18 protein-coding genes are annotated in these 25,699 nt (G+C 64.0%); 12 read left to right on the forward strand and 6 right to left on the reverse strand.

All coding sequences use genetic code 11. The features are described 5' to 3' along the window. Nucleotides 1–343: 343 nt before the first annotated feature. From J3A66_RS00405 to J3A66_RS00415, 3 genes are all read right to left on the reverse strand, one after another. On the reverse strand, nt 344–1,978 hold the full coding sequence (locus tag J3A66_RS00405) for an amidohydrolase (protein WP_245336640.1): 1,635 nt from the start codon (nt 1,976–1,978) through the stop codon (nt 344–346). A 52-nt stretch (nt 1,979–2,030) separates the two neighbouring features. After that, nucleotides 2,031–5,147: a TonB-dependent receptor gene (locus J3A66_RS00410; protein ID WP_245336641.1), complete on the reverse strand. Its 3,117-nt coding sequence runs from the start codon at nt 5,145–5,147 to the stop codon at nt 2,031–2,033. 260 nt (nt 5,148–5,407) lie between these two features. Next, nucleotides 5,408–5,902, reverse strand: a complete 495-nt coding sequence (locus J3A66_RS00415; protein WP_031441456.1) for an Lrp/AsnC family transcriptional regulator — start codon at nt 5,900–5,902, stop codon at nt 5,408–5,410. 119 nt (nt 5,903–6,021) lie between these two features. Between J3A66_RS00415 and J3A66_RS00420 the strand changes: the two genes are divergently transcribed. Then, entirely contained in the window at nt 6,022–8,487 is a 2,466-nt protein-coding gene (locus tag J3A66_RS00420) for a zinc-dependent metalloprotease (protein WP_209566505.1), read from the forward strand. 194 nt (nt 8,488–8,681) lie between these two features. Here J3A66_RS00420 and J3A66_RS00425 read toward each other — a convergent pair whose 3' ends face one another. After that, nucleotides 8,682–9,254 (reverse strand): hypothetical protein, encoded by a 573-nt coding sequence (locus tag J3A66_RS00425; protein ID WP_209566506.1) that lies wholly within the window; start codon nt 9,252–9,254, stop codon nt 8,682–8,684. A gap of 961 nt (nt 9,255–10,215) precedes the next feature. On the opposite strand from J3A66_RS00425, the gene J3A66_RS00430 reads away from it, so the two are divergent. Next, on the forward strand, nt 10,216–10,683 hold the full coding sequence (locus J3A66_RS00430; protein WP_209566507.1) for an SRPBCC domain-containing protein: 468 nt from the start codon (nt 10,216–10,218) through the stop codon (nt 10,681–10,683). Next, nucleotides 10,680–11,042, forward strand: a complete 363-nt coding sequence (locus J3A66_RS00435; RefSeq protein WP_209566508.1) for a metalloregulator ArsR/SmtB family transcription factor — start codon at nt 10,680–10,682, stop codon at nt 11,040–11,042. The genes J3A66_RS00430 and J3A66_RS00435 overlap by 4 nt, the downstream gene beginning before the upstream one ends. Nucleotides 11,043–11,311: 269 nt before the next feature. Here the strand turns inward: J3A66_RS00435 and J3A66_RS00440 are convergent, their stop codons facing one another. Together J3A66_RS00440 and J3A66_RS00445 are read right to left on the reverse strand one after the other, a co-directional pair. Continuing rightward, nucleotides 11,312–13,159 (reverse strand): PDZ domain-containing protein, encoded by a 1,848-nt coding sequence (locus J3A66_RS00440; RefSeq protein WP_209566509.1) that lies wholly within the window; start codon nt 13,157–13,159, stop codon nt 11,312–11,314. A 293-nt stretch (nt 13,160–13,452) separates the two neighbouring features. Beyond that, nucleotides 13,453–14,625 (reverse strand): alpha-hydroxy acid oxidase, encoded by a 1,173-nt coding sequence (locus J3A66_RS00445; RefSeq protein ID WP_209566510.1) that lies wholly within the window; start codon nt 14,623–14,625, stop codon nt 13,453–13,455. 322 nt (nt 14,626–14,947) lie between these two features. On the opposite strand from J3A66_RS00445, the gene J3A66_RS00450 reads away from it, so the two are divergent. From J3A66_RS00450 to J3A66_RS00490, 9 genes are all read left to right on the forward strand, one after another. Next, a complete protein-coding gene (locus J3A66_RS00450) occupies nt 14,948–15,397 on the forward strand; it encodes an NUDIX domain-containing protein (RefSeq protein WP_245336642.1) in 450 nt (149 codons plus the stop codon). A 131-nt stretch (nt 15,398–15,528) separates the two neighbouring features. Further along, nucleotides 15,529–17,013, forward strand: coding sequence for a carboxylesterase family protein (locus tag J3A66_RS00455; RefSeq protein WP_348633960.1), 1,485 nt, complete (start codon nt 15,529–15,531; stop codon nt 17,011–17,013). After that, nucleotides 16,976–17,785 (forward strand): SDR family oxidoreductase, encoded by an 810-nt coding sequence (locus J3A66_RS00460; RefSeq protein WP_209570315.1) that lies wholly within the window; start codon nt 16,976–16,978, stop codon nt 17,783–17,785. The genes J3A66_RS00455 and J3A66_RS00460 overlap by 38 nt, the downstream gene beginning before the upstream one ends. A gap of 129 nt (nt 17,786–17,914) precedes the next feature. Next, nucleotides 17,915–20,074: a TonB-dependent receptor gene (locus J3A66_RS00465; RefSeq protein WP_209566511.1), complete on the forward strand. Its 2,160-nt coding sequence runs from the start codon at nt 17,915–17,917 to the stop codon at nt 20,072–20,074. Between the two features lie 7 nt (nt 20,075–20,081). Next, nucleotides 20,082–21,479 carry an FAD-linked oxidase C-terminal domain-containing protein gene (locus J3A66_RS00470; RefSeq protein ID WP_209566512.1) on the forward strand — a complete coding sequence of 466 codons (1,398 nt, stop codon included), beginning with the start codon at nt 20,082–20,084 and terminating at the stop codon, nt 21,477–21,479. Between the two features lie 51 nt (nt 21,480–21,530). Continuing rightward, nucleotides 21,531–22,466, forward strand: coding sequence for an alpha/beta hydrolase (locus J3A66_RS00475; RefSeq protein WP_209566513.1), 936 nt, complete (start codon nt 21,531–21,533; stop codon nt 22,464–22,466). 9 nt (nt 22,467–22,475) lie between these two features. After that, a complete protein-coding gene (locus J3A66_RS00480; RefSeq protein ID WP_245336643.1) occupies nt 22,476–23,780 on the forward strand; it encodes an MFS transporter in 1,305 nt (434 codons plus the stop codon). Between the two features lie 96 nt (nt 23,781–23,876). Continuing rightward, on the forward strand, nt 23,877–24,629 hold the full coding sequence (locus tag J3A66_RS00485; RefSeq protein WP_209566514.1) for an AraC family transcriptional regulator: 753 nt from the start codon (nt 23,877–23,879) through the stop codon (nt 24,627–24,629). Next, nucleotides 24,626–25,348, forward strand: a complete 723-nt coding sequence (locus J3A66_RS00490; RefSeq protein ID WP_209566515.1) for a FadR/GntR family transcriptional regulator — start codon at nt 24,626–24,628, stop codon at nt 25,346–25,348. The genes J3A66_RS00485 and J3A66_RS00490 overlap by 4 nt, the downstream gene beginning before the upstream one ends. The last annotated feature ends 351 nt before the right edge of the window (nt 25,349–25,699 follow it).

The raw sequence follows: 25,699 nt of genomic DNA on the forward strand, positions 1-25,699 counted from the left end.
CGCTTTGAATGACCGGTTATGGGTCATCTGGAAGCTCTCGCGAGGAGGCGCACGCCGCCGAGAACGGCCCCCTCAGGTAAGACGACGAAATCGCTCCTCGGCAGGCGTCTGGACCCGTCCGTCCGGCAGGATTCCCGCCGACGCCTGTCCGTCCCTTCAGGCTGTGTCGTCGGGCAACTTGGCCACGCGTGCGATCGACGTGGCAAGGCATGCATTTGACGCGGCGAGGATCTGGTAGAATACGTGGCGGCCCAACATCGCGCGGCGGTGTCTGCTCATTGGGAAGACGATGGTGACAGAGCAGCTTGCGCCGTCACCATCGCCCCGAGCCTAGTAACGGTCGTCAGTCGGACGTCGGCGCCGCAGCTGCCAGCGCCGGATATTTGATGCCGAGCTGATCGAGATAGGTCGGGTATTTGGCCGGGTCGTAGTAGAATTTCCTCATCGCCGGGCGCATCCGCTCCATGATCTCCGTGTTTAGGTGGATGGCGGGCGGGTCGTTGGCGGTGACGACGGGGTCGTATTTCTGGTCCTTGAACTGCACGGTCTGCTGGAACGCCTTGGCGTCGGTGACGAGCTGCGGCGTCGTCATGATGTCGAGCACGGTCATCGACACTGCCTTGGCGCCCGCCACCGCGCCCTTGTGCGCGATCGGCGTGGCCATCGCGATCGCCGACAGCACGTTGTGGCCGATCATGCTGGGGATGTTGGAGGGATAGCGCACGGTGATCGTCGGCACGGTCCACATGATATCGCCGATATCGTCCGATCCGCCGCCCAGCGAGCGTTCGCGGTTGGCCGGCGTCGACAGTTCGGCGACCGTGGTGGGCAGCGGCTTGACGGTTCGCTTGTTGGTCTGCTGCACCGTCCTGGCGAAGGCCTGGTCGTCTGCGCTCCAGCTCGGCATGCCGACCGCGCTGATATTGGCATAGGCGGCCTCCGCCAGCGGCTTGTTGCCGTAATTGGGCGCGGCATAGCCGAGCAGCTTGTGTTCGACGGTGGTGCCGGTCGCCCTGGCGGCCGCATCGGCGATCTCGTTGCCGGTCGTGTAGAGATCGCGGACGCTGCCGAAATCGAGGTCGCGGAAATAATACCAGACGCTGGCGAGGTCGGGGACGATGTTGGGCTGCCCGCCGCCATTGGTGATGACGTAGTGCGAGCGCTGCGTGACGGGCAGGTGCTCGCGGCGCATGTTCCAGGCGACGTCCATCACCTCGACCCCGTCGAGCGCGCTGCGCCCTTCCCACGGCATCCCCGCCGCATGTGCGGTCTTGCCGTGGAAAGTGTATTCGGCGGACACCAGCGCGTTGTTGCCGCTATTGCCCCAGCCGGTGCTGAAATCGCTGCTGACATGCGCGAAGATCGACATGTCCACGCCCTTGAACAGGCCTTCGCGGACATACCAGGCCTTGGTCGCGAGCAGTTCCTCGGCGACCCCGGGCCACAGCATCAGCCGGCCGGGGATCCGGTTCTTCACCATCACGTCCTTTGCCGCGATCGCGGCGGCGATCATCATCGGCATGCCCGAATTATGCCCTTCGCCATGGCCCGGTGCGCCCGCGATCATCGGTTTCAGCGTCGGCGAGCCGGGATATTGCGACAGGCCGAGCAGTCCGTCGACGTCGCTGCCGAGCGCGACCAGCGGTCCGCCGGTGCCCCAGGTCGCGGTCCAGGCGGTGGGGATGCCGGCGACGCCGCGGGTGATGGTGAAGCCCTCCTTCTTCAGGATGCCGGTCAGATATTCCATCGTCTGGAATTCCTGAAAGCCCGGTTCGGCGAAACTGAAGAGGGAATCGACCATCTGCTGGATCAGCTTGGCGTGCGCCTCGACATCGGTGACCGCCTGTTTCTTCAAGGCGTCGCGATCGATGCCTGCGGCGGCGGGGGAGGCCTGGATCGGGGCAGGTTCGGCGGCAGCGGCGGTGCTGCACAGGGCGGCGGCGATCAGCGCGGCGAGCATTGGGCGGGTATCGGCCATGTCTTTATCTCCTGAACGGTGATGTCGTAGGGGTGGGAGAGGGCGCGTGCCCTCAGAGCCCGATGCGCACGCCCATCCGGAACACGCGGCCGAGCACGTCGTAGAGCGCGCGGTTGGTCTGCGGATAAGCGGGGGTGTTGTTGCCGGTCGGCCCATTGGCGACGAGCACCGGATCGCTGTTCAAAATGTTGCGGATCGACAGGAAGACCTGTGCCTTCGCGCCGCCGGTCTCGAACGCGTAGCTTGCGTTGACGTCGTAGAAGAACTGCCCGTCGATCCGGTTCATGTTGACCGTGCGGTAATCGGCGGTCGAGAGCGGGCAGTCGGTGGAGCAGACGACGTAGTTGTTGTTGTAGACCCCGCCGCTGACGCCGCGGGCGATGCCCTGGACGCTGAACCCGGAATCGAGATCGTAGCCAGCGGTGAAACGATAGGTCCAGTCGGGCAGGCCACCGGTGTTCTGGCCGGCCAGATCGGTGGTCGCGGTGACGCCGTTGTTGCTGGTCAGTTCGAACGCGTAGCTGGCCAGTGCGCGCAGCGTCATCGTGCCGGGACCGACCTGCCGGCGATAGCTGGATTCGATATCGATGCCGCGCGTCTTGACGCTGACGAAGTTGGTCGGCTTCACCTCTATGCTGGTCACCGGCAGGCCCAGGGTCGTGACGCCGCGGCCGCCGGTGGTCGAAATGAACGAACACGCATCGGCAATCGCCTGCTGATAGCATTGGTCGACGATCGTCTGCGCGAGCAGCGAGTCGATCGCCCCGTCGAGCTTGATGTCGTAATAGTCCACCGAGGCGGCGAAGCCCGGCAGGAAGGTCGGCGTGAGGACCACGCCTGCGCCATAGGTCTTGGCGATTTCGGGGCGCAGGTCGGGATTGCCGACGGTGGATTCGTTGAACTGGTTGGCCGCAATGCTGCCGTTGACCTGCGGCACGTTGACGGTGTTGGTGCGACCGGTACCGGGCGCGAACAGCTCGCTGAGATTGGGCGCACGGATATCGCGCGAGATCGTGCCGCGCAGCTTGATGTCCGGGATGACCTGCCAGGTCAGGCCGGTCTTCCACGTCTCGACGGTGCCCGATGTGGAGTAGTCGGTGAAGCGGAACGCACCGTTGAAATCCATGCCCTTGAAGATCGGGATGACCGATTCGAGATAGGCTTCCTTGACGGTGTACCGGCCCCTGGTCGGCAGGTAGTTGCCGTAGATCCAAGTGCCGGTGGTGACGCCGTTGGCGACGATCGGCTGGTAGAGCTGGTCGACCGATCCGGTGACCGATTCCTTGCGGGACTCCGCGCCGAACGCCACCGAGATCGGGCCTGCCCACAGATCGACCAGGCTGTTGGTCGAAAAGTTGATCGCCGCGACTTCCTGCTTCAGCGTCTGTTTGCGCAGCGGCTGGCGGCCATTGTAGAGGACATAGGCGATCGCCTCGGGCGAGGCGCCGTTGGTGCCGAGCCGGTTGAGCGGCGCGCAGGACGGGTCGTTGTTGCCCGCATTCGCATCGACATTGATCCGGCACACGATTGTGCCGGGAGCGTATCCGCCGCTGTTGCCCGCTACCGCGACGACCGCGTCGGTCGCCGCCGCCATCCGCGAGACGTTCCAGGCGTTGGTCAGCCGCTCGTTCGTCTTCGTCTTGCCGAGCTGATAATAGCCGCCCCATTTCCAATCGATCGTGCCGGTCGAGAAGGCCCCGTCGGCGCCGGCGACGTAGCGGAACACCTGCCGCTCATTGTCGCTGCCCTGCGGCGGCAGGAAGATGTTGCTGGTGCCGATCTGGATCGAGCTGAGGTTGTTCGCCGCCATCGCCGCGCGCGTCGCATCGGGCAGATAGGCGTTGTCGCGCTGGATCGTCACGCCGGTGGTCGGCGTCTGCTGATAATAGCTCTGGCCGCGATAGTTGCTGTACGAGAACTGGCCGTAGAGTTCGACCAGCGGCGAGACCTCGTAGCTCAGCCGGCCGAACACGCTGCTGCGCTTTTCCTCGGGCTGCAACGTCGCGCTGCTGCGATGCCCGGCGGTGGTGATGTCGGTGTCGCCGCCGACCATCCACTGGCCGCTGGTGGCGCCGAAGTTCAGCTGGTTGACGCTCGCCTTGCCGGTCGCGGGATCGACCGAACCGAAATAGGTGCCGCGCAACGGGCCGGTGCTGACAAGCCCGCCCGGCGTGAACTGGCCCGTGCCGATGCCCGATGCGATCAGGAATTCATTGACGCAGGGCGTGTTCAGCGATGCGGCATCGGTGCACCGTGCCGCCGAATAGGCAGGATTGTTGGCAAGGAAATAGCCGCTGTCGTTCCAGTCGCGGTCGATCGTCTGGATGCCCTCTTGCGAGAAATGCTCGCCCGACACGATCAGATGGCCGCGCCCGTCCGCGAACGCCTTGCCGCCGGTCGCCGTCACCTTGTGGTTCGGCGCGTCGCCATAGGTGGTGACGCCGTGCTCATACTCCATCTTGAAACCGGTATAGTCGCGGTCGAGAATGAAGTTGATCACACCCGACACCGCGTCCGAGCCATAGGCGGACGAGGCGCCGCCGGTCACGACTTCGACACGCTCGATCAGCGCCTGGGGGAAGGTGTTGACGTCGACCTGGCCGGTGGTGGTCGAGGCGACCGAGCGCTGGCCGTCGAAGAGCACGAGCGTGCGGTTCGCGCCGAGGTTGCGCAGATTGACCGAGTTGATGCCGGCGGCGCCGTTGCTGAGCGAGCCGTTGCTGCTGGCCGAGGTACCGCTGCCGCGCACCGCGGGCAGCGTGTTGACGAAATCGGAGATGTTGGCGGGCGCTTCCGCCTTGAGTTCCTTGGCCGTGATGACGCTGACGGGGGTGGGGGCGCTGTAGCCGTCGCGTTCGATCCGCGATCCCGTGACGACGATGGTGTCGTCCCCGGGTACGACGTCGCCGGTGACGGGATCGGTCGCGAGTTCGGGCTTGCCGCCCGGGACGTTCGTCGTCTCCTGATCCGTCGGGGCGGACTTGGCCGGGCCACGTTCGGTCTGGAGCGCCGTATCGGGCGGGCCCGCAACTGTCCGGGCGGACGCAGTCTGCGTGGCGAGGCACAGCGCCAGCACGCCCACGCTGACGAGGCTGGCGGATTTCAAGCGGGCAGTCGGCCGGACGCGCATCGAGAAGGCGCCAACGTCGGCGCCATACAGAACAGTCATGGAGAGCCCCCTTCAGGTGATCGGGTGCCGTCCAGATATCCCCTCGTTTATATTTTTCGCTGGTTCCTGCCTGTTGGACTCGATGGCCGGGTATCCCGGTCCTGTTCCGACCCGGAGCCTATCAGATCCCGCCTGCCGCTTCCTCGCAATCTGGAGATGAAATCTATGTTACTTTTGCGGAATCGACAACGTTTTGAGCAACCATTGATGCTTTACGGCGTGCCTGATATTATTAAGTTGTGATATCGGCGCGTTGAACGTCACCTTTGATCGTTGACCGCCGCCGGTGCGACCGAGCGCTGCGCGACCTCGCGCATCAGGAAGCTGCTGCGGATCCGGGCGACATGCGGCAGCATCGACAGTTCGCGGCGATAGACACGGTCGTAGTCCTCGAACGACCGGACATGGACGATCATGATGAAGTCGACTTCGCCCGACACGAAGCTGCAGAACGACATCGACGGACACAGGATTACCGCGGATTCGAATTCGTTCAGCACATGTTCGGCCTGCGAACTGAGTTCGATCGACACCATCGCGGTAATGCTGAACCCCAGCTTCGCCATGTCGAGCTTCGCGGTGTAGCCCGCGACGACGCCGTTTTCCTCCAGGATTTTGCGACGCCGCGCGGTCGCGGTGCTCGAGAGATGGATGCGCTCGCCCAGCATCACGTCGGATGCGCGGCCATCGCGGATTAATTCGCGCAGAAGCCGGTAATCGGTAGGATCGACAAGATTGTTTTCGGTTTCGTGCATCATTCACCCCGATTATTGCCGAATTTCGTCACCCAGGCTTCGAAACTGCGCAATATCGCCGGATACCGCAACCTGGATCATGCTAGTTTGCTGCATGGCAGCAATTGGGGGACGAGGCGATGCGCGGGATCATCTGGGGTACGACGGTCGGGCTGGTGGCCGCAGCGAGCGGCGGCGGACCCGTCGCGGCGCAGCAGGTCGCGCGGGCGGCGACGCAGGCGGCGCTGCTGCCGGTCAGGGCGTTGCCGGCCGAGGGACGTATCCTCGTCACGCTGCCCGCCGCCGATGCGGACGGGGCGTCGGGACGGTTCCTCTACGCGACCTCGCTCCGGACGGGTATCGGCTCGGCCAATCTGCGGCTCGACCGCGGGATGTTGGGGCCCGAACACATCGTCGCATTTCGGCGGATCGGCAAGAAGGTCGCGGTGACGTTCGAAAACCACCAGTTCCGCGCGACCGGTGACGACGGCGTCGCGGCGGGCGGGCGCACCAGCTTTCCGACGAGCATCATGGCGATGCTCGACATCGTCGCGACCGAAGCCGATGGCGGCGTGACGGTCGACATCGCCCCGTTCCTGACGCGCGACACGGTGGGGATCGCCGAGTCGTTGAACGCGAGCTGGGCGATGGCCGGCGCGGGCGGCGGATCGGCGGCGGGTAAGGGGTTCCGCCTGGTCGATCCGCTCAGCGTCGCGGATGCCGGCTCGGTGAAGGTCTTCCCCGACAATATCGAGGTCGACGCGCTGCAGACCTATCAAACCGACACGCCGGGCCGCGAGGTCGAGCGGATCGCCGCCGAGCCGCGGCAGATCGGTTTCACCGTCCACCACAGCTTCGTCCGGCTGCCTGCGCCCGGCTTCGTCTCGCGCAAGTTCGACATCCGGTCGGCGGCGGGGGGTAACCAATATTACGACTATGGGACGCCGCTGGGCGAGGATGTCGTCCAGCAGTTCGCCAACCGGTTCCGGCTGGAAAAGGTCGATCCGGCCGCCGCCCGCTCCCGCGTCAAGAAGCCGATCGTCTTCTATATCGACCGCGCCGCGCCCGAGCCGATCCGCACCGCGTTGCTGGAAGGCGTCAATTACTGGGCGACGGCGTTCGACAAGGCCGGGCTGATCGACGCGTTCCGGGCGGAGATCCTGCCCGTCGGCGCCGATCCGCTCGACGTGCGGTACAGCATGGTCAACTGGTCGAACCGGCTGACGCGCGGCTGGTCCTATGGCGGCGGCATCGTGGATCCGCGGACCGGCGAGATCATCAAGGGCAATGTCGTGATCGGCGCGCTGCGCGTGCGGCAGGATATGGCGATCTTCGAGGGGCTGGTCGGCGCCGCGCAGACCAACAGCGGCAGCGGCAATGATCCGGTCAGGGCGTCGCTCGACAGGATCCGCCAACTCGGCGCGCATGAGGTCGGTCATGCGATCGGCTTCATGCACAATTTCGCGGGGAGCACGCAGGACCGGACGACGGTGATGGATTATCCCGGACCGCGTATCAAGCTGACCGATGGCCGCATCGACCTGTCGGACGCCTATGCGAAGGGCGGGGGGGTGTGGGACGATTTCACCGTCGACTGGCTGTATGCCGATGCCGCGCCCGGTACCAATCCGGACGTGGCTGCGCGGGCCAAGGCGCTCGCGATCCAGGCGAAGGGCGTCCGCTTCATCACCGACATCGACGGCCGCGCGTCCGATACGCCGAGCCCCTGGGGCAGCATGTGGGATGACGGCCCCGATCCGGTCGCCTCGCTCAACCATATGATGGCGGTTCGCCGCATCGCGATCGCGCAGTTCGGGCCCGGCGTCTTGCGCGGGGGCGAGGCGCTGTCCGATCTGCGGCGCAAGTTCGTGCCGGTATGGCTGCTGCATCGCTACGATATCGACGCGGTGGGCAAGCTGGTCGGCGGGATCGACTATGCCTATGCGGTCGCGGGCGACAATCATCCGGCCGCCGCGCCGGTTGCCGCCGCCACGCAGGACGCGGCGATCGCCGCCTTGCTGGCGACGCTTTCGCCGGATGTGCTGACCGTGCCCGCGACGCTGGTGATGCCCCTGTCGTCGCCGATGAACGGGCGCAGCGACGTACAGTTCGACCAGGAGGTGTTCCGCAATGCGGGCGCCGCCGCGTTCGACCCGCTGGTCGCCGCCGATGTCGCCGCGCAGGTGACGCTGGATTCGCTGCTGGCGCCGGCGCGGCTTGCGCGGGTGTACGAACAGCATCGCCGCGACCCGGGAATGCCCGGCGTCGACACGCTGCTCGACCGGCTGATCGCCGCCACCGTCACGGCACGGCGTGACGCGGTCGGCCGCCGGATCGCCTATCGCACGATCATGACGCTGGCCGCCACGGCCCGCGACGATGCGACGTCGCCCGACGTCGCGGCGCTGCTCGGCGATCGGCTGCGCGGGATCGCGACGCGACTCGCGAAGGCCGGCAGCGACGAGGATGGCGCCTGGAGCCGCCACGTCGCGCTGCTCCTGACCGACGAGGACCGACTAACGCGCGAACTCGACAAACGTCGTGCGGTGCCGACGATTCCGCCGGGCATGCCGATCGGGGGCGATACGGGCTGGTCCGACGATTGAGCGATCCTATCATGCCGGATCGAGATGAACGAATGTCGGAAGTCGGGAGGTGGAACGAACGCTTTGGACGACCGCTTGTGGGTCCTATCAGCCCCGCGCTGCCGGGCAGTTCCACCCATTTGCTGCCGTCCGTTCATAGTCGTAGCGCGCTGAAAATTAGAGGTTAGTCAGACCATCTCGAACGGCATCGGCATCTACGGGATGATGCTCGCTCGACGGCTTGTCACCTGAAGGTTTGGTCTTGGAACGTGTCTTCTGATATTCCTAAAGACCTGTTTATAGACGATTGGTGTAGAAATCAGTGGACTGGTGATCGTTGTATTCTCTACCAAATCCTGGCCGACACTATGATATTTTGAGGTTCGCTCGCTGTCGTCGCCGCGAAATTTCAGAGCGACGGTTCCACCGTCAGCTTCTACCGATACATCGAAAACAAGCTCTGCGACGAGTTTCCAGGTGACCGGATCTCCGCCTATCCAAACTACGATGGGTGTTTTGGCATCATAGGCGAGCCCGACCCGACCTCCTGCGGTAGAAATTCTAATCCTATTTACCGCGATGGACTTGCGGAGCCTCATCCGAATGCGAGGGCGCTTGTCGTCGGAAATGGTGGCGGTGCCGCTGTCGATTACTTTGAAAGCATTGTCACTCCGCACAGTGTCCAGTTCATAGATGCCTGAAACAACACCCTGCACCGGGCTCGCGGAGCCTGAGGTAGAACTTAACATGGCAACTGCGATCACCGTCGATAAAGTATGATGACGCATCACACGCTCCTCGAATTTCGCTGCTCGTGGGTACGGGGGTAGCGACGATCCGGGGTAGCGCATAGGTGATACCTTGGCTGTCGGGGCGGGGGACTTACTCTCGCTTGTAGACACCCCGACGTGCGGAGGGCTGGCAGTCCGGAACGCCCATTTGCGGACGTCGCTCGTTTCGCTAAAGTGCGCTTCTAGAGGAGGGGCGTGTGCTGATACAAAGACTCGGCTGGCTCTCGCGCTTAAGCGTTGTCGCAGTATCTTTTCTGTATATGCTTTTACTTCTGCCGCATACGGCCGGTATAGCCACTAATAATTTCAGATCTGGATGGTTCATTGTTGCGGTTATTATTTATCTGGCTTGGTTTCCAGTAGCTCTTCTTCATCACCGATTACGGAGCACAAAAAGCGGGTTGGTAGAATTTCTTTCCTTTGCGGCTCTGACTTTATGTGCAGCCTCCTTCGCGGCATTGTTCAAAAACGCTTAGAACAGCCTTCCTAACGTCCGCTTTCGACCAGGTCGCGACGTTCGTCCGAGGATGTCTGGGGTGGGAAGTTGATCATTCGCGACGATGAACGAGCGTCCGAAGTCGGGGAGCGGGAAGGGTGGGGCGAATGGCGATTTATAGGTCTTGCGGGAAGGGGGGATAGGCAAGGCAGCGCTCGACGAAAATGCACCGTTAGCAAGTCGGGCGTTCGACGGCAGCTTCTGCCGGAATCTGCAAATGGGTCGGCGGGTATCCGTCTGACAGCAAGGCGCCCTAAGTGCGCGCCATTTGGCACCATCTGCCATTTTCAACGAACGGCGTTCGCGTTGTCGGCAAAAACGCGATCAATAAGTGCCGGTGACGCCTCGGTACTCCCGTGGCCATCGCCGATCCAACAGTCGCGGGCGCAATAGTGAAGTACAGACTTGACCAAAAGGCTTTTGAAAATTAGTGAAGTCAAAGCTTCACTGAGGAGCGAGTCGATGACCATCACACACGATACCTTCAAAATCCGCAAAACCTGCGATGCCGCTCCGCCCGCGATTTTTGGCGCCTTCGCTTTTCAGGACCGCAAGAGCAGGTGGTACGCCGCCAGTCCCGGACACGAGCCATTGTCCTACAGCTTCGACTTTCGTCCGGGCGGTGAGGAGAAGCTCACCGCCAGGATGCTGCCAGGCACTCCTATCGCGGGAAGGGAGCTGTGCTGGACCTCAACCTATGCTGAGATCGTCGATAACGCTCGGATCGTGTTCTTCCAAACGCTCGACGTCGATCAGGCCCGCGTATCTGCTGCCGTGGTCACCGTGGAAATTGCGCCGCTCGGCGACAAGAGCGAGGTCTTGCTGACGCACCAGGCCGTCTATTTCGAAGGCGCCGACGGCCCGGCAATGCGCCGGATGGGGTGGGACTTCCTGCTCGACACGATGGCTTCGGAACTGCACCCCGCATGATGCAGCCTGCCGTAGAGACTGTCCGCTCGTCGAGGGCCGACCTTCTGTTTCATGCGCTGGGTGACGCCAATCGCCGTCGCATGGTGAGTCATCTTGCGGAGCAGCCCGCGAGCGTTTCGGAACTTGCTGCGGTACTGGCGATCAGCAAGACAGCGATAGGCCAGCACCTTGCAGTTCTTGAGGAAGCCAAGCTCGCCAGCTCGACCAAGCTTGGACGGGTGCGCACCTGTCAATTCGATCCTGCCGGGCTCGCGCCGTTGCAGGATTGGATCGACTATCACCGTCAGGAATGGAACGAGCGGCTGAACCGCCTTGATGATTTGATCAGCGGCATCGTTTCCAACGAAGACTGCGCCTGAACGTCGGCTTCTGCCTAGAACTGTCGTTCGGGTTATCGCTGCAATCGGCGGGAATGTCCCCAAACCAAGCCGCTCGGATCGGCGCTTTTGCGACATGAACGCGCGGCCGAAGTTGAGAAGCCGAAACGAGCCCGCGAACGTCCGCAACTGGTCGTCGCGGCCTCTAAGTAGCCCAACAGTTTTCTCCTCCGTCGTCATGCGCTGCCGATCCCCATGGACATCCATGGGCCAGCCTTAAGCGTATTTGAAACCCTGAAGGTCAAACCTGCCTAGTTGGCCACTACATCCGGCCCGAGCCACGCGGCGCGAAACGCGAGTTGTTGGGCGGTTGGTTTAACCCCTGCGGTTTCGTAGCGGACCACCTCGACAGTGGGGTCGGCGAGGAAGGTCAACGTGGCGCGGCGGTCGAGGCCGCGTTGGCGGTAGGTGATGTCGGCGGTCTGACCGGGTTTGTAACGGCCAAGCACCGCAGCCGCGTCAGCATCGCTGGTGATCACCGTCCCGCCTAGGCTGACGAGCTGGTCGCCGTTGTCGAGGCCGGCGCGGTAGAGCGGAGTATCGGGGGCGGGCGCGCCGTCGATGCGGACGTCGGTGCCGGTAGTCTTGAGGCGGACGTTGCCGAGCCACGCGGCGGTCGGGTTGGCGGGACGGAGCTTCAGACCCGCCTGGTCGAGCAGGGGAGCATAGTCGGGAAGCGCCTCGGCATCGACCGAGGTCCTGAAGAAGGCGTCCGCGAAGGCGGGATCCTTCGTCACCTCGCCTAGCGCGCGCGACAGGTCGGCGCGGGTATAGGGGCGCTCGGGCTTGCCGAAGGTCTGCCATAGGTGGCGCATAAACGTGTCGAGCGTGATGCCCGGGTAACGCTGGCGCAAAGTCAGGTCGAGGGCGAGCGCGAGGCCGGCGCCATAGGTGTAGTAGGACACGAAGATGTTGGGGTTCGTCGCGTCGATCGACTTTGCCGCATCGACGAACGGCGCCCGCAGGCTCATTTCCTGCGGACCGCCGTAACGGCGGGCGGTGCCAGTGGTTAGCGCGTTGACGGTAGAGCCGACCCCGCGCAGATACGCGTCGATCGCGGATTCCCCCGCTCGGCGGATCATCAGCGGCCCGTAATATTGGGTGAACCCTTCCGCAAGCCAGAGCGACGGGGTCGGGTTGGCGCGGGTGAAGTCGAACGGTTCGAGCTCGGCAGGGCGGATGCGCTCGACGTTCCAGCTGTGGAAGAATTCATGGCTGAGTGTGTCGATCTGCGCAAAATTCGCCGCGGTGAACGAACGCGGCTGCGATATGATCGTCGAGTTGCGATGCTCCATGCCGTCGCCGCTGATCTGCGGCATATAGTCGGCGATGAAGGTGTAGGTGCCGAAGTCGTAGGCGGGGTGTTCGCCCCACATCGCTATGTGCTGCGCGACGACCTTTTTGGCGCTGGCGGCGAAGCGATCGAGGTCGGCGGGCGAGCCGTCGTGATGGACCGCGAGCCGGATCGTGGCGCGCGTCGATCCCTCTCCGACCTGCCATTCGCGCAGATCGAAATTGGACAGCTCGGTGGGGCTGTCCATGAAATATTGGAAGTTGGGCGCGGCGAAGGTGTAGGGGTCGCCGGTCGGCTGGAGCTGGGTCGCGACCTTCCACTTGGTGTCGAATGGCACGAACCGGACGCTGATCGGGCGCGCGTCCTGCCCGACCGCCCACAAAAAGGTCGCGGGCATATTGAGATGCGCGTGGGTTGCGTCGATCTGCGCATATGTGCCGTCTCCGTGATCGCCGAACAGCGTGTAGGTGACGCTTACCGTCCCGTCGTGCCCGGGAATCGTCCAGCCATAGGGGTCGGTCCGCGTCATCGCGAGCGCGCGACCGCGGCCATCCTTGGCGGCGAGCGAATAGACGTTCTTGGCGAATTCGTGGATCGCGTAGCGGCCGGGCGAGGAGCGCGACATCTGGACGCGCAAGGGGGCCGGTCCGAGGTCGCGCCAGGTGACGGTCACCTGTGCCTCATGATGGACCGCGTTGGGGAAAGCGATCTCGTACCGGGTCACCGCTGGCGCCTTGGTCTGTGCAATCGCGGGGCCGGCGAGCAACGCCAGCGTGGCGGTGCAGGTCGCGAAAATCGTCTTCATGGCTGGTCCCCCGGATCGTCTATCGGCACCTAGGATCGATCGACATTCACCTTGTCAATGCTCCCGCCAGCCGAGGAGGAACGGCGGCCAAGACCTAAAGCCGAGATTATCGCGTAGTCGTGTGACGGATATGAACGAGCGTCCGGAGTTGCGAGACGCTGAAAGCTGTCGGACCGACCGGTCTTGGGGGCGAATCTGATTTTGGAGCAAATTGGAGCAAGAGCCCGAATTTTGGTTGGTTAGATCAAGGCGTTAGGCTGGAGCGAACGTGGCGATCTCATTCGAGTCGAGAGCTACGCCATATCACGCCGGTTTTCCCGAGTCCGAACATGGCCACGTGACAGGGCTGCTGCATCGTTCACGCCGGCGAGCATCAACGTGCGCGCGAACTCTTCTGTCAACAACGTCAGAGCGCGATCGACGCCTGCTTCGCCGCCGGCTGCGAGGCCGTACAGATAGGGGCGCCCGATCGAACAGGCGGTTGCCCCGAGCGCCAACGCCTTCGCCACGGCCGAGCCGCGTCGGATGCCGCCGTCGCAGATGACGTCCGGCCCACCGCCAACTGCGTCGCGTACCGCTGCGATCTGGTCGATCGGGGCGGGCGCTCCATCGAGCTGGCGTCCGCCGTGGTTCGATACCATCACGCCGGTCGCGCCCGACGCGATCGAACGTCGCGCGTCCTCGGGTGTCATCACGCCCTTGATCGCGAGCGGCCCGTTCCACTCGCGTGCGAGCCATTCGACGTCGCGCCAACCGACCGACCGATCGAACTGGCCGCCGATATAATCGAACAGGCTCATCGGTCCCGACGCGAGCGCGTCGATCCTGTGGCTCACGTTCGCAAGATCGAACTTGGACCCTGTCAGCGCAGGCAGCGACCATGACGGATGCCGCGCGAAACTCAGCAACGACTTCAGCGTCAGCTTGGGCGGCAGGGACAATCCGCTGCGCCTGTCTCGCTCGCGGTTGCCGGCGACCGGCGTGTCGACGGTCAGCGCCAGCCCGTGAAAGCCTGCATCCCGGCAACGCGCGACGAACTCTGCGGTCAGACCGCGGTCCTTGAAAATATAGATCTGGAAAACCTTCGGTCCGGCGAATGCCTGGGCAAGGTCTTCCAGCCGCGTCGTTCCCATCGTCGACAGACTGTACGCTATGCCGTGACGCGCAGCAGCGCGAGCGACGGCCAGTTCGGCATCGCAGTGGAACATACGGGTGAGCCCCGTCGGCGCCAGCATCAGTGGCCAGCGCGATGGTTGTCCGAACAGCGTCGTGCCGGTGCGGACTGCAGAGACGTCGTTCAGTATGTCCGGCACCAGCTCGTAGTTTGAAAATGCGGTGACGTTTCGGCGTAGCGACACTTCGTCGTCGGCGCCACCGTCAATATAGTCGAAGATCGGTCGTGGCAGCCGTTTGCGTGCCATGAGGCGCAGGTCAGCAACATTGTTCGCCCGGTGAAGCTGCCTCATGGCCGTGCCCGCGTCTTGATCGCAAACAGCTGCGCACCCTGATTCACCATCACTCTCCCACGTCTTGACCCCTCGCCGATGTCCGGGATGGCAAGCACGGCGAGCAGACGTAATCCCGACGCGTCGTCCCCGTGATCCGGATATCAGAAGAGCTGTCGCAGTCTGCGCGCATTCGGGGCAGGCGACGAAACCAATTACTGTGCAAGGCCGCTGCATGACTGTGCGCACCGAAGGCATTTGGAGCGTACCGCCCTGTTCTAGGGTATCACTGCGAAGCGTCGACTACAGGCAGGGAAATGAGCGCGTGGGGATACATCATCGGATGGTCGGCAGGGTAGCAAGGCTGGTATGGCGGATCAGCAAGCCGCGCACGATCGGTGTCCGCGCTGTGTTGCTGGATCCGGACGAGAGGGTCGCGTTGGTGCGGCATACCTATGTCGATCAATGGTATCTTCCGGGCGGCGGCGTGAAGAAGGGCGAAAGTATCGCCGCCGCGCTTGTGCGGGAGCTTGCCGAGGAAGTGGCGATCGCCGCCCCGGTGATCGAGCGGGTGCTGGGCGTCTATCACAGTCGCCGAGAGAGCAAGGACGACCATATCGTGATCTTTATCGTGCGAACGGCAGCAAGCGGAACCCTGGGGCGTGCTGATCTGCAAGAGATCGAACAGGCTGACTGGTTCCCGGTGGACGACCTGCCTGAAACTACGTCCCCGGCGACCCGACGGCGCATCGCCGAATACCGGCAGGGGGCGACTGGAACTGGAGCCTGGTAACGCGGGCGGGTGCTGGCCCGCCGTACGGCACGATCAAAACAACGATTGGCATAGCCTGAGTTCGAGACTGGCGCCTCGCGGCTGCTACCTTTGCCTCCGACCGCTGCTGCGGATCCGAAGGAGAGAATATCGTGAGCGAACCTATGGTCTCGACCGCCGACGGTATCGTGCAGGGAGGGGCCACGGGCGGTGTGCTGCGGTTCCTCGGCGTGCCTTACGCCGCGGCGCCGGTGGGTGCGAACCGGTTCGCGCCGCCACAACCGGTCACGCCGTGGTCCGGGGTGTGCGACGCGACGACGGCTGGACCCAACGCGCCGCAGCGGACCAGGGCATTTCCCGGCCTCGATATTGTACCGCTGATCGGCAAAGGCTGGGTGTCGGGCGATGAATATCTGACGGCGAATATCTGGCGTCCCGATGACGACCGGACCGGCTTGCCGGTGATGGTGTTCATCCACGGCGGCGGCTTCGTGATCGGCAGCAAGGATGCACCCGTGCAGGACGGCGGCACCTTCGCGCGCGACGGCGTGATCTGCGTCGCGATCAACTATCGGATGGGGGTGGACGGCTTCCTGCCGATCCCGGGCGTGCCGACGAACCTCGGCCTGCGCGACATGATCGCGGCGTTGACGTGGGTACGGGACGGCATAACCCAGTTCGGCGGCGATCCGGGCAACGTCACGGTGTTCGGCGAATCCGCCGGCGCGATGGCGATCGCCGACCTGATGGCATCCCCGCTTTCGAGGGGATTGTTCCGGCGCGCGATCGTTCAGAGCGGGCATGGCGGCATGACGCGTTCGATGCCGGTGATGCAGCGTCTGGTGAAGAAGCTTGCGAAGATCCTGAAGATCACCCCCGACGTCAGTGGTTTTGGCAGCGTGCCGTACGATGCGCTGATCGACGCGGTAGAGGCGGTATCCGCGCCGACCGCACGGATCGATCTGCGCGACGAGGGCGGGCACGAACCGGTGTTCGGAATCAGCCGCTTCGTCCCCGTCCACGGCGACGACGTGCTGCCGCAGCGTCCGCTCGATGCGCTAGCGAACGGTGCGGGCGCGCAAGTCGACCTGCTGATCGGCACCAACGCGGAAGAGATGAACCTGTACCTCGTCCCGACCGGCGTGCGGGACAAGATCGGGCGGTTGCTGGCCACCTATGTCCTCCACAAGTCGCAACCGCATGCCCGCAAGGTATTGAAGGCATATGGTATCGGGGCGAAGGGCAGGAAGCCCGGCCAGGCGCTGACCGACGCGATGAACGACCTCGTCTTTCGCTGGCCCGCACGCAGGTTTGCCGAGGCGCACCAAGGGCGCACGCACATGTACGAGTTCGACTGGCGTTCGCCGATGTTCAGCGGCCAACTCGGTGCGTCGCACGGGATGGAGTTGCCGTTCGTGTTCGATACGCTGGCGACCGCAACCGGCGAGCAGGGCTTGTGCGGACCCAACCCGCCGCAAGACCTCGCCAACCGGATGCACGCGCTGTGGATCCGCTTCGCAACAGACGGCAGCCTGCCTTGGGTCGAGTTCGATGCAGAAACTCGACAGGTCTATTCGCTGGTCCGGCAGGAGGCGCGGCATGAGCCCGTCATGCCCGCCGCACCCTATCTGCCGTAAAGGACGGGTCAGGTATCTCGAACGACTAAAGCTGACCGGCCGTCGTGCTGTCGTGACGGGTGGCGCGGCGGGAATCGGTCTCGCCTGTGCCGAGGCGTTAGCCGAAATGGGCGCACACGTGACGTTAGCCGACCGCGACGCGGTGGTGATCGCGGCGGGGCGGGCTGCGCTTGCGGACAAGGGCCATGCGGTCGACGGCCATGTGGTGGACGTGACGAACTCTGCACAGGTCACCGCCCTGGCCGATCGGCTCGGGGCGATCGACATTCTCGTCAACAATGCCGGCATTGCACGGAGCGAAACCGCCGCTGAGGACGTCGCCGACGAGCATTGGCTGAACGTGCTCGACGTCAATCTCAATGGGACCTTCTGGTGTGCACGTGCCTTTGGACGGCACATGCTGGCGGCAGGGAAGGGGGCGATCGTTAATGTCGGTTCGATGAGCGGCTTCATCGTCAACCGGCCGCAACCGCAAAGCTATTACAACGCATCCAAAGCCGCGGTGCATCAGCTCACCAAGAGCCTCGCGGCCGAATGGGCGCCGCGCGGTGTGCGCGTGAACGCCGTCGCGCCGACCTATATCAACACCGTCCTCAACAGCTTCGCGGACCGCGAGGGGGAGATGTACAAGCGCTGGATCGACGGTACGCCGCAGGGGCGCTTGGGGGAACCTGAAGAAGTCGCGGCGATCGTCGCCTTTCTCGCCTCGGACGCGGCCAGTCTGATGACCGGCAGCATCGTGCTCGCCGATGGCGGCTATAGCTGCTGGTAGCGTACCGATCGGCGAAGCCCGCGAGCCGGGCGGCACAGTCGATAACCTTTCAGACAGGTCAGCTATCAGATAGCTTGGAGCCTAGAAGTAGCCGGCGATGGATCGGCGCTCTGAGGGGATGAGGATCCAATGCGCTTCAAGACATTGCTCGCCGGAGGATGCGCCGTCGCCGCGCTCGTCACCACGCCGGTATCCGCGCAAGACGCCGCCGATCAGGCAAAGGCGACACCTCCCGCACGCTCCGACGACATCATCGTCACCGCACGTCAGCGCCAGGAATCGTTGAAGGATGTGCCGATCGCGGTGACGGCGATCTCCGGCGACCGACTGAAGGAGTTGCAGGTCAATACGGTGAAGGACATCGCGTCCTATACGCCCGGCCTCAACATCAATTCCGACAGCGTCGGCCGCGCATTCGTGTCGATCCGCGGTATCGGTACGACGCTGATCGACACGGTGCAGCCCGGCGTCGGCATTTTCATTGACGGCGTCTATCAGCCGAACACATCATATCTGAACTCTCCGATCGTTGACGTCGCGCGGATCGAGGTGTTGCGCGGGCCGCAGGGAACGCTGTTCGGCAACAACACGCTGGGCGGCGCGATCAACGTCATCACGCGCCAGCCGGGTAACGAGTGGGAGGGGCGGTTCGATGCCGCGATCGCCGGTACGGACAACTACGCCTCGGTCTCGGGGTCGGTCAGCGGGCCGATCGTCCGCGACCTGCTCCAGTTCCGGATCGGCGCGTCCTATCACGAGCAGGACGGCTTCATGCGCAACACGCTGACGATCGGCGACATGAACCCGCTGAAGCAGCAGAGCGTCGGTGGCACGCTCCGCTTCACGCCCGCCGACTGGGCGGTGTTCACCGTCAACGGCAACTACGACCGGGCCGCAGGCGGCAGCACGTCGTACATTCATGTCGCCGGGCCGACTGATTACCGGCTCGATGGCGCGACCAACGTGCTGAACCGGGCGGTGATCGATTATTACGGCGCGAACGTGAAGGGCGAGTTCGACGTCGCATCGCTCAAGACCAAGATCACCGCGATCGGGGCGTACAACCAGAAGAATCTCTCCGGGGTCAATGACGGCGATTTCGGCGCGGTCGACCTGCTCCGTACCCGCGGTGGTTCGACCTTGAAGACCAAGACAGCCGAATTGCGCTTCGATACGCAGTGGAGCGATGCGTTTTCGACGCTCATCGGGCTGTATGGCAACCGATACACGCAGGTGAGTGATCAGCTGACGACGATCGATTTCCGCGCGCTGCTGGGCCCGGCCTTTCCGCTGCCCGCCTCGACCACGCCCTCGTCGACCTATGTCCGCAACGACACGCGCGCGATCTTCGCGACCGCTTTCCTGAAAGTGGGCACGCTCGATCTAGCGGTCGGTGGGCGCTACGATCATCAGAAGCTGGTCGCGAGCCAGGTCAACGGCGTGACGCCCTATACCGCGCCGGTCTATAAGAAGGACCAGTTCCAACCCCGCGTCACGCTGACCCAGCATTGGACGCCGGCGGTGATGAGCTATGCCTCGGTCGCCAAGGGGATCCGCGGCGGTGGTCAGAACGGTCCGGGTACGCGGCCGCAGGACGCGACGTACAAGGGCGACAATGTCTGGACCTATGAGCTGGGCACGAAGTTCGATGCATTCGACCGCCGCCTGACGATCAACGCGGACATATTCTACAACGACTACAAGGACTTCATCGGTCAGAACTCGCTGGCGCCGAGTGCCACGGGCGGGTTCGTCGCGATCAACCTGAACACCGGCACCGTCAAGAGTTACGGCGCCGAACTGGAAGCGCACCTCCGCCTTACCGATCATTGGCGGATCGACGCCGGCGCCTCCTATCTCCATGCCCGCATCACTGACGACAGCCAGTATTTCGCGACCACCGGCGTCCACGTATCAAGCGACCGTGTGATCTTCACGCCCGACTACAACTTCAACTTCAATACGACCTACACCGTCCCGGTCGGCGATAACGCGGTGTTGCTGGACGCGGGGATCTTCGGGAAGGGCAGCCGGATCGGGTCGTCGCTCGACCCCGATGTCGCGCCAAGACTATCTGCCTATGCTATCACGAACGCCTCGCTCGGCTTCCGCTTCTCCAGTGGTCTGACGGTGACTGCGTTCGGCACCAACCTGTTCAATACCAAATTCATCGAAAGCTATATCGACAAGTCGGCGTTGGTGCGGGCCGGGCTTGCGCCGCTGGCGTCGAACCTCGCCATCCAGGGCGACCGCCGCCGATACGGCGTGCGCGCGAGCTTCCGGTTCTAGGATGACCATGCACGTCGAACAGATCGAAAGGGCGCCGCTCGATCCGGCGTTCGTCGCAGCGCTCCAGCAGCGTTTCGGCACTGCGCTGCACATGAGCGACGCGATGCGCCTCCACCACGGCAGCAGCGAGGCGCATTTCGCCCCGATGCTGCCCGACGCGGTCGTCTTCGCGCGGTCGACCGAGGAGGTGGTGGATCTCGTCAGGTTGTGCGCCGCGGCCAAGGTGCCGATCGTCCCGTTCGGTGCGGGGACCTCGATCGAGGGCAACACGCTGGCTGTGCATGGCGGCGTTTCGGTCGACCTGTCCGAGATGACCCAGATCGTGTCGATCAACGCCGAGGACTTTGATTGTACGGTACAGGCCGGCGTCCGTCGCGAACAGCTCAACGAGCATATCCGCGACCTGGGGCTGTTCTTCCCGATCGATCCCGGTGCGAATGCGACGATCGGCGGAATGGCCGCGACGCGCGCAAGCGGCACCAATGCGGTGCGCTATGGGACGATGCGCGAGGCCGTGCTGAGCCTGCGCGTGGTGACGCCTGACGGGCGCGAGATCCGTACGAGCCGTCGCGCGCGGAAGTCGGCGGCGGGCTATGATCTGACCCGGCTGTTCGTAGGCTCCGAAGGCACGCTCGGCATCATCACCGAGGTGACGCTGCGGCTGCACGGCATTCCCGAGGCGATCTCGTCCGCGGTGTGCAGCTTCCAAACGTTGAACGGCGCGGTCGATACGGTGGTTCAGGCGATCCAGATCGGCGTGCCGCTCGCTCGCGTCGAAATTCTCGATGACATGCAGATCAAGGCGGTCAACGCTTGGTCGAAGCTAGATTACCCCGAACTGACCACGCTGTTCTTCGAATTCCACGGCTCACCAAGCTATGTCGACGAACAGGCGGAGACCGTGCGCGAGCTGGCGGCGGCAAACGGTGGCGGTGATTTCCGCTGGTCGAACCTGCCCGAGGAACGCTCCAAGCTGTGGAAGGCGCGGCACGAGGCATATTACGCGGCGGTCAACCTGCGTCCGGGCGCAGTCGGCTGGGCGACCGACGTGTGCGTGCCGATCAGCCGCCTGGCGCAGTGCATCGGCGAGACCAAGGCCGACCTCCAGGCGTCGTCGGTCCCCGCGACCATTCTCGGTCATGTCGGCGACGGCAATTTCCATGTCGTCTTCTCGATTGATCCAAAGTCCGAGGCGGAGCTGGCCGAGGTCTCGGCAATCAACGCACGGATGGTCGAACGCGCGCTGGCGATGGACGGCACCTGCACCGGCGAACACGGCATCGGCATCGGCAAGCAGGACTGGCTGGTCGCTGAACTGGGCGACGCGGTCGAACTGATGCGGACGCTGAAGCACGCGCTGGACCCAGACAATCTGTTCAATCCGGGCAAGATCTTCGCGTTCTAAACGCCGTTCCGGTATCGGACGCGCGTCACAACAAGGATCGTGGAGAGAATGATGGACAGCCTGCACCTGGTGGATCCGACGCTGCGCCCGCTGCTCGAGATGATGCCGCAGATCTCGCTCACCGCCGACATCCTGCCGGCGATGCGCGACCGACCGTCGATGCTGCCGCCCGCCGACGAAACCCTGGCGACGCTGGAGATTCATACGGTTCCAGGGCCTGCCGGGGCGCCCGATATCGACCTGCACGTCTTCCGACCGGCGGGCGTCACCGGCGACCTGCCGTGCATCTATCACATCCACGGCGGCGGCTATGTGATGGGCAAGGTCTCCGACTATGATCCGCTGCTTCGTCCGCTCGTCGCCGATCTGCAATGCGTCGTGGTGTCGGTCGAATACCGGCTGGCGCCGGAGACGAACTTTCCCGGCCCGATAGAGGATTGCTACGCAGGACTGGTATGGACGATCGCCCATGCCGACCGGCTTGGGATCGATCCGGCGCGGCTCGGCGTGATGGGGCAGAGCGCGGGCGGCGGGTATGCCGCGGCACTGGCCTTGATGGTGCGCGACCGTGGCGAACATGCGCTCGCATTCCAGCACCTGATCTACCCGATGCTCGACGACCGTAGCTGTACCGCACCGCCGCATCCCTATGCCGGCGAGTTCGTCTGGACCGCGCAGAGCAATCGTTTTGGCTGGACCGCCTTGCTCGGCCACGCGCCTGGTGGCGACGCCGTGTCACCCTATGCGGCACCAGCGCGGGCGACGGATCTCAGCAACCTGCCGCCCGCCTATATCGCAACCGGCGCGCTCGATCTCTTCGTCGAAGAGGACATCGACTATGCGACGCGGCTGATCCGCTCCGGAGTGCCTGTCGAGCTTCACGTCTATCCCGGCGGCTATCACGCCTTCGACATCTTCGCCGACGGTCCGGTCTCGCAACAGGCACGCCGCGACAGCCACGAGGCTCTGCGCCGTGCGCTTGCATAAGGATCCAGAATGACAGATTTCGCCCGACCGATCGAGGCGGCCGCACCGCCATTTGCCAAGACGCTGTTGCCGCTGCTCGCGCTCGCGCTGGCCATGGCGGTCGGCTTCACGATGATGGGCGCATTCGGCACGGTGCAGGAAGGCGCGAAAGCCGAACTCCACCTCAGCGACTATACGCTGAGCCTTATCCAGGGGCTGTCGGCGGCGCTGCCGCTGGCGGTGTTCTCGATCCCGATCGGCATCATGGTCGATCGCTACAACCGCGTGCGAATGATGATCGCACTCGCGTTCGTGTGGACGCTGGGCACGGTGCTGACCGGGCTCGCGCATAGCGTTCCGTTGCTGTTCGTCGCACGCATGCTGACCGGGATCGGCACGACCGGCGCGCTGACCGCAGCGCTCTCGCTGTGCGCCGATTTCTGCGTTCCGACGCAGCGGGGCAGGGCGATGCTGATCGTCAACCTCGGCAAGTCGCTCGGCGTCGCGCTCGCCTTGGCACTGTCGGGCGCACTGTTCGGGCTGTTTGCACATGGTCGCGTGCCAGCGTGGTTCGCAGGGATGATGCCGTGGCGAAGTGTGCATCTGTGCCTGGCGGTCATCAGCGTGCTCGCCATCCTGCCACTGTTCCTGCTGCGCGAACCGGTGCGGCAGGAGGTTGCGGCCGGCACGCATGCGCCGTTCAAGGTCGTGGCCGGCGAACTCTGGGCGCGTCGCGAGTTCCTGATCCCGTTGTTCATCGGCCAGATCAGCGTGGTGATGGCCGATGCCGCGGCTGGGATCTGGGTTTCGCCGGTCCTGTCGCGAACGTTCCACCTCCAACCAGACCAGTTCGCCGGCTGGATGGGCGCGCTACTGTTCGGTGCCGGCGTGGTCGGTGCGATCGTCGGTGGTCTGTCCGCCGATCGTGGGCAAAAGAGTGGCCGCCGCGGTGGCCTGCTGATCGGTGCGATCCTTGCCGCCGCGCTCGGCGTACCCGCGGCGTTGTTCCCGATCATGCCCTCGGTCCCGCTGTTCGGGGTCGCCGTGGGTCTGCTGGTAACGTGCGGTGCGGTGACGGGCGTTGTGACTTCGGTGGCGTTGACCGTGCTGATTCCCAACGAACTGCGCGGGTTGTGCATCGGCTCGTTCATCGCGATCGCGGGGCTGATCGGCTACGGCCTCGCACCCACGCTGGTCGCGGCTGCAAGCGGCATGCTGGGCGGCGAAGCGCATCTCGCGCAAGGTCTCGCGATCGTCGGCGTGGTGACCAGCGCGATCTCCGTCGTCGCCTTTACGATGGCAATGCGTCGCGCACCGGTGTCAGCAACGGCTTGACCTGTAAGATAGCTCTTGCAGGAGCTATCTGATAGCTGCATAATCGACCCAAGCCCGGCAAACGGGAGAAGGAGAGCGGTGGTGGGCGAGGGAAGCATGCAGAAGGAACGCGTCACGGTGTCGCCCGAGATGGCGGCATTCATCGGGGAGGGTATGGTCGACCCGACGACGTTTCCCGCCGATGCCGTGGTCCTCTGCTTCACGCTGGGCGAGCAGACGCCGGCCCAGGTCACCGTCACGACCGGTGCGGTTCCTTCGGAGGAGCGGGCGGTCCTCATTCTTGCAGTCGAACGCGGTGCCTGCCTGCGGGTCTTCGATTACGCGCCTGACGCGGACATCGCGTGTCATCTGCCAAGCGAATTGCGGCTGATCGTCGTCGCGATCCGCGACTGCGCGCTCTCCGAGCCCTGGCGCAGCACGCACCGGTCCGCAAAATGCATCGAACTCCTGTCCATCACGTTTCAACGGATCGTTGAGGACGACCTTGTGCCGCTCGCGGGCGCCGGGCAGTTGTCTGCGAGGGACAGCCAGCGGATCGTCGCGGCCAAGCGCATGATCGACGAGCGTTGGGGTGAGAAGATGACGCTTGATTCGATCGCGCGCGCTTGTGGACTGAACCGTGCGAAGCTGACCCGCGGCTTCCGCGACATGTTCGCCTGCACGGTCGCCGACGCGCTGCTGGACAGGCGGCTCGGAGCGGCACGCCAGATGCTGATCGCGACCGATCTCCCGGTATCGTCGATCGGATACCAGTGCGGCTATCTCAACAATGCCAGTTTTACGCGGGCCTTCTCGCGGCAGTTCGGCGCGACCCCGTCGTCGCTGCGCGCACCACGGCTCGCGGCATGAGCGCGACGAGCGTGCGACTGATAGAGGGCGGCTCGCTGGTCGATCAGGCGGTCCATGCGGTCCGCACACATATCCGCACGAACGACATGAAAGTCGGCGACACGCTGCCGTCCGAAGGGCATTTTGCGACAGAACTGGGTGTCAGCCGCCCAGTACTCCGCGAGGCGTTCGGCGCGCTAGCGGCGTTGCGACTGATCGACGTGGGCAACGGCAGGCGCGCGCGCGTAGCCGCGATCGACGGATCCGTGATGGCAACGTCGCTCGACCACGCGGTGGCGACGGCGCAAATCTCGATGGTACAGATCTGGGACGTGCGCCGCACGCTGGAACTGCGCACTGCCGAGCTCGCCGCGATCGACCGCACCGACGAAGAGGCGCAGACGATCATCGGTCTGGCCGAGGCAATGGAAGCAGCCGGTAGCGATATCGATGCGCTGACCCGCCACGACATCGCTTTTCACCAAGCAATCGCGCAGGCTGGACGCAACATGTTGTTCTTGCAGATCATCCGCTCGTTCGCACCGATGATGGTTCATGCCGTCCCTGCAGCGTGGGCAACGCGGACCACCGCGCGGCAGCGTGCCGCCGTGCTGGCACATCATCATGCGTTAGCGCGCACGATCGCCGATCGTGACCCGACAGCTGCGACCGCAGCAATGAACACGCATTTTGTCGCGTCCATCGGTGATCTGTTTGCCCGTCGTGAGAATGACAATTAGCCAGCGCTTTCTGGGCGAGCATCGATCGTTTTTGAATGAGGTTAGAGTACCGGCTGTACTAACAGAATGACATCAAGGATTGGCGGATGCGGACGCTTATATGTCGCCTCAAAGGACGTAGCTCTGCGAGCCGGCACGCGCAATGAAGCTTACGAAATGCCTTAGCCTTGGAAGGTCTGGGATCAGATGCACATGGCTTGGCGACGAATTGGCGACGCTTCCAAGCATCCTCCGTTGCGTTACCCCGCCAAAACCGGCTCCGATCAATGATAAACGAGCGTCCACTTTCGTGACGCAACCGACTGAACTTTAACGTCCGCAACTGGGTCATCCTCCGCAAATATTGCGACC

This window comes from Sphingomonas sp. PvP018 (assembly GCF_017876865.1).
In the GTDB taxonomy this organism is placed as follows: Bacteria; Pseudomonadota; Alphaproteobacteria; order Sphingomonadales; family Sphingomonadaceae; genus Sphingomonas; species Sphingomonas aerolata.

Coding starts and splice junctions, on each gene's coding strand:
- J3A66_RS00405 (WP_245336640.1), bottom strand. CDS start 1,978: ATGGCCGATACCCGCCCAATGCTCGCCGCGCTGATCGCCGCCGCCCTG.
- J3A66_RS00410 (WP_245336641.1), bottom strand. CDS start 5,147: ATGACTGTTCTGTATGGCGCCGACGTTGGCGCCTTCTCGATGCGCGTC.
- J3A66_RS00415 (WP_031441456.1), bottom strand. CDS start 5,902: ATGCACGAAACCGAAAACAATCTTGTCGATCCTACCGATTACCGGCTT.
- J3A66_RS00420 (WP_209566505.1), top strand. CDS start 6,022: ATGCGCGGGATCATCTGGGGTACGACGGTCGGGCTGGTGGCCGCAGCG.
- J3A66_RS00425 (WP_209566506.1), bottom strand. CDS start 9,254: ATGCGTCATCATACTTTATCGACGGTGATCGCAGTTGCCATGTTAAGT.
- J3A66_RS00430 (WP_209566507.1), top strand. CDS start 10,216: ATGACCATCACACACGATACCTTCAAAATCCGCAAAACCTGCGATGCC.
- J3A66_RS00435 (WP_209566508.1), top strand. CDS start 10,680: ATGATGCAGCCTGCCGTAGAGACTGTCCGCTCGTCGAGGGCCGACCTT.
- J3A66_RS00440 (WP_209566509.1), bottom strand. CDS start 13,159: ATGAAGACGATTTTCGCGACCTGCACCGCCACGCTGGCGTTGCTCGCC.
- J3A66_RS00445 (WP_209566510.1), bottom strand. CDS start 14,625: ATGAGGCAGCTTCACCGGGCGAACAATGTTGCTGACCTGCGCCTCATG.
- J3A66_RS00450 (WP_245336642.1), top strand. CDS start 14,948: ATGGTCGGCAGGGTAGCAAGGCTGGTATGGCGGATCAGCAAGCCGCGC.
- J3A66_RS00460 (WP_209570315.1), top strand. CDS start 16,976: ATGAGCCCGTCATGCCCGCCGCACCCTATCTGCCGTAAAGGACGGGTC.
- J3A66_RS00465 (WP_209566511.1), top strand. CDS start 17,915: ATGCGCTTCAAGACATTGCTCGCCGGAGGATGCGCCGTCGCCGCGCTC.
- J3A66_RS00470 (WP_209566512.1), top strand. CDS start 20,082: ATGCACGTCGAACAGATCGAAAGGGCGCCGCTCGATCCGGCGTTCGTC.
- J3A66_RS00475 (WP_209566513.1), top strand. CDS start 21,531: ATGGACAGCCTGCACCTGGTGGATCCGACGCTGCGCCCGCTGCTCGAG.
- J3A66_RS00480 (WP_245336643.1), top strand. CDS start 22,476: ATGACAGATTTCGCCCGACCGATCGAGGCGGCCGCACCGCCATTTGCC.
- J3A66_RS00485 (WP_209566514.1), top strand. CDS start 23,877: ATGCAGAAGGAACGCGTCACGGTGTCGCCCGAGATGGCGGCATTCATC.
- J3A66_RS00490 (WP_209566515.1), top strand. CDS start 24,626: ATGAGCGCGACGAGCGTGCGACTGATAGAGGGCGGCTCGCTGGTCGAT.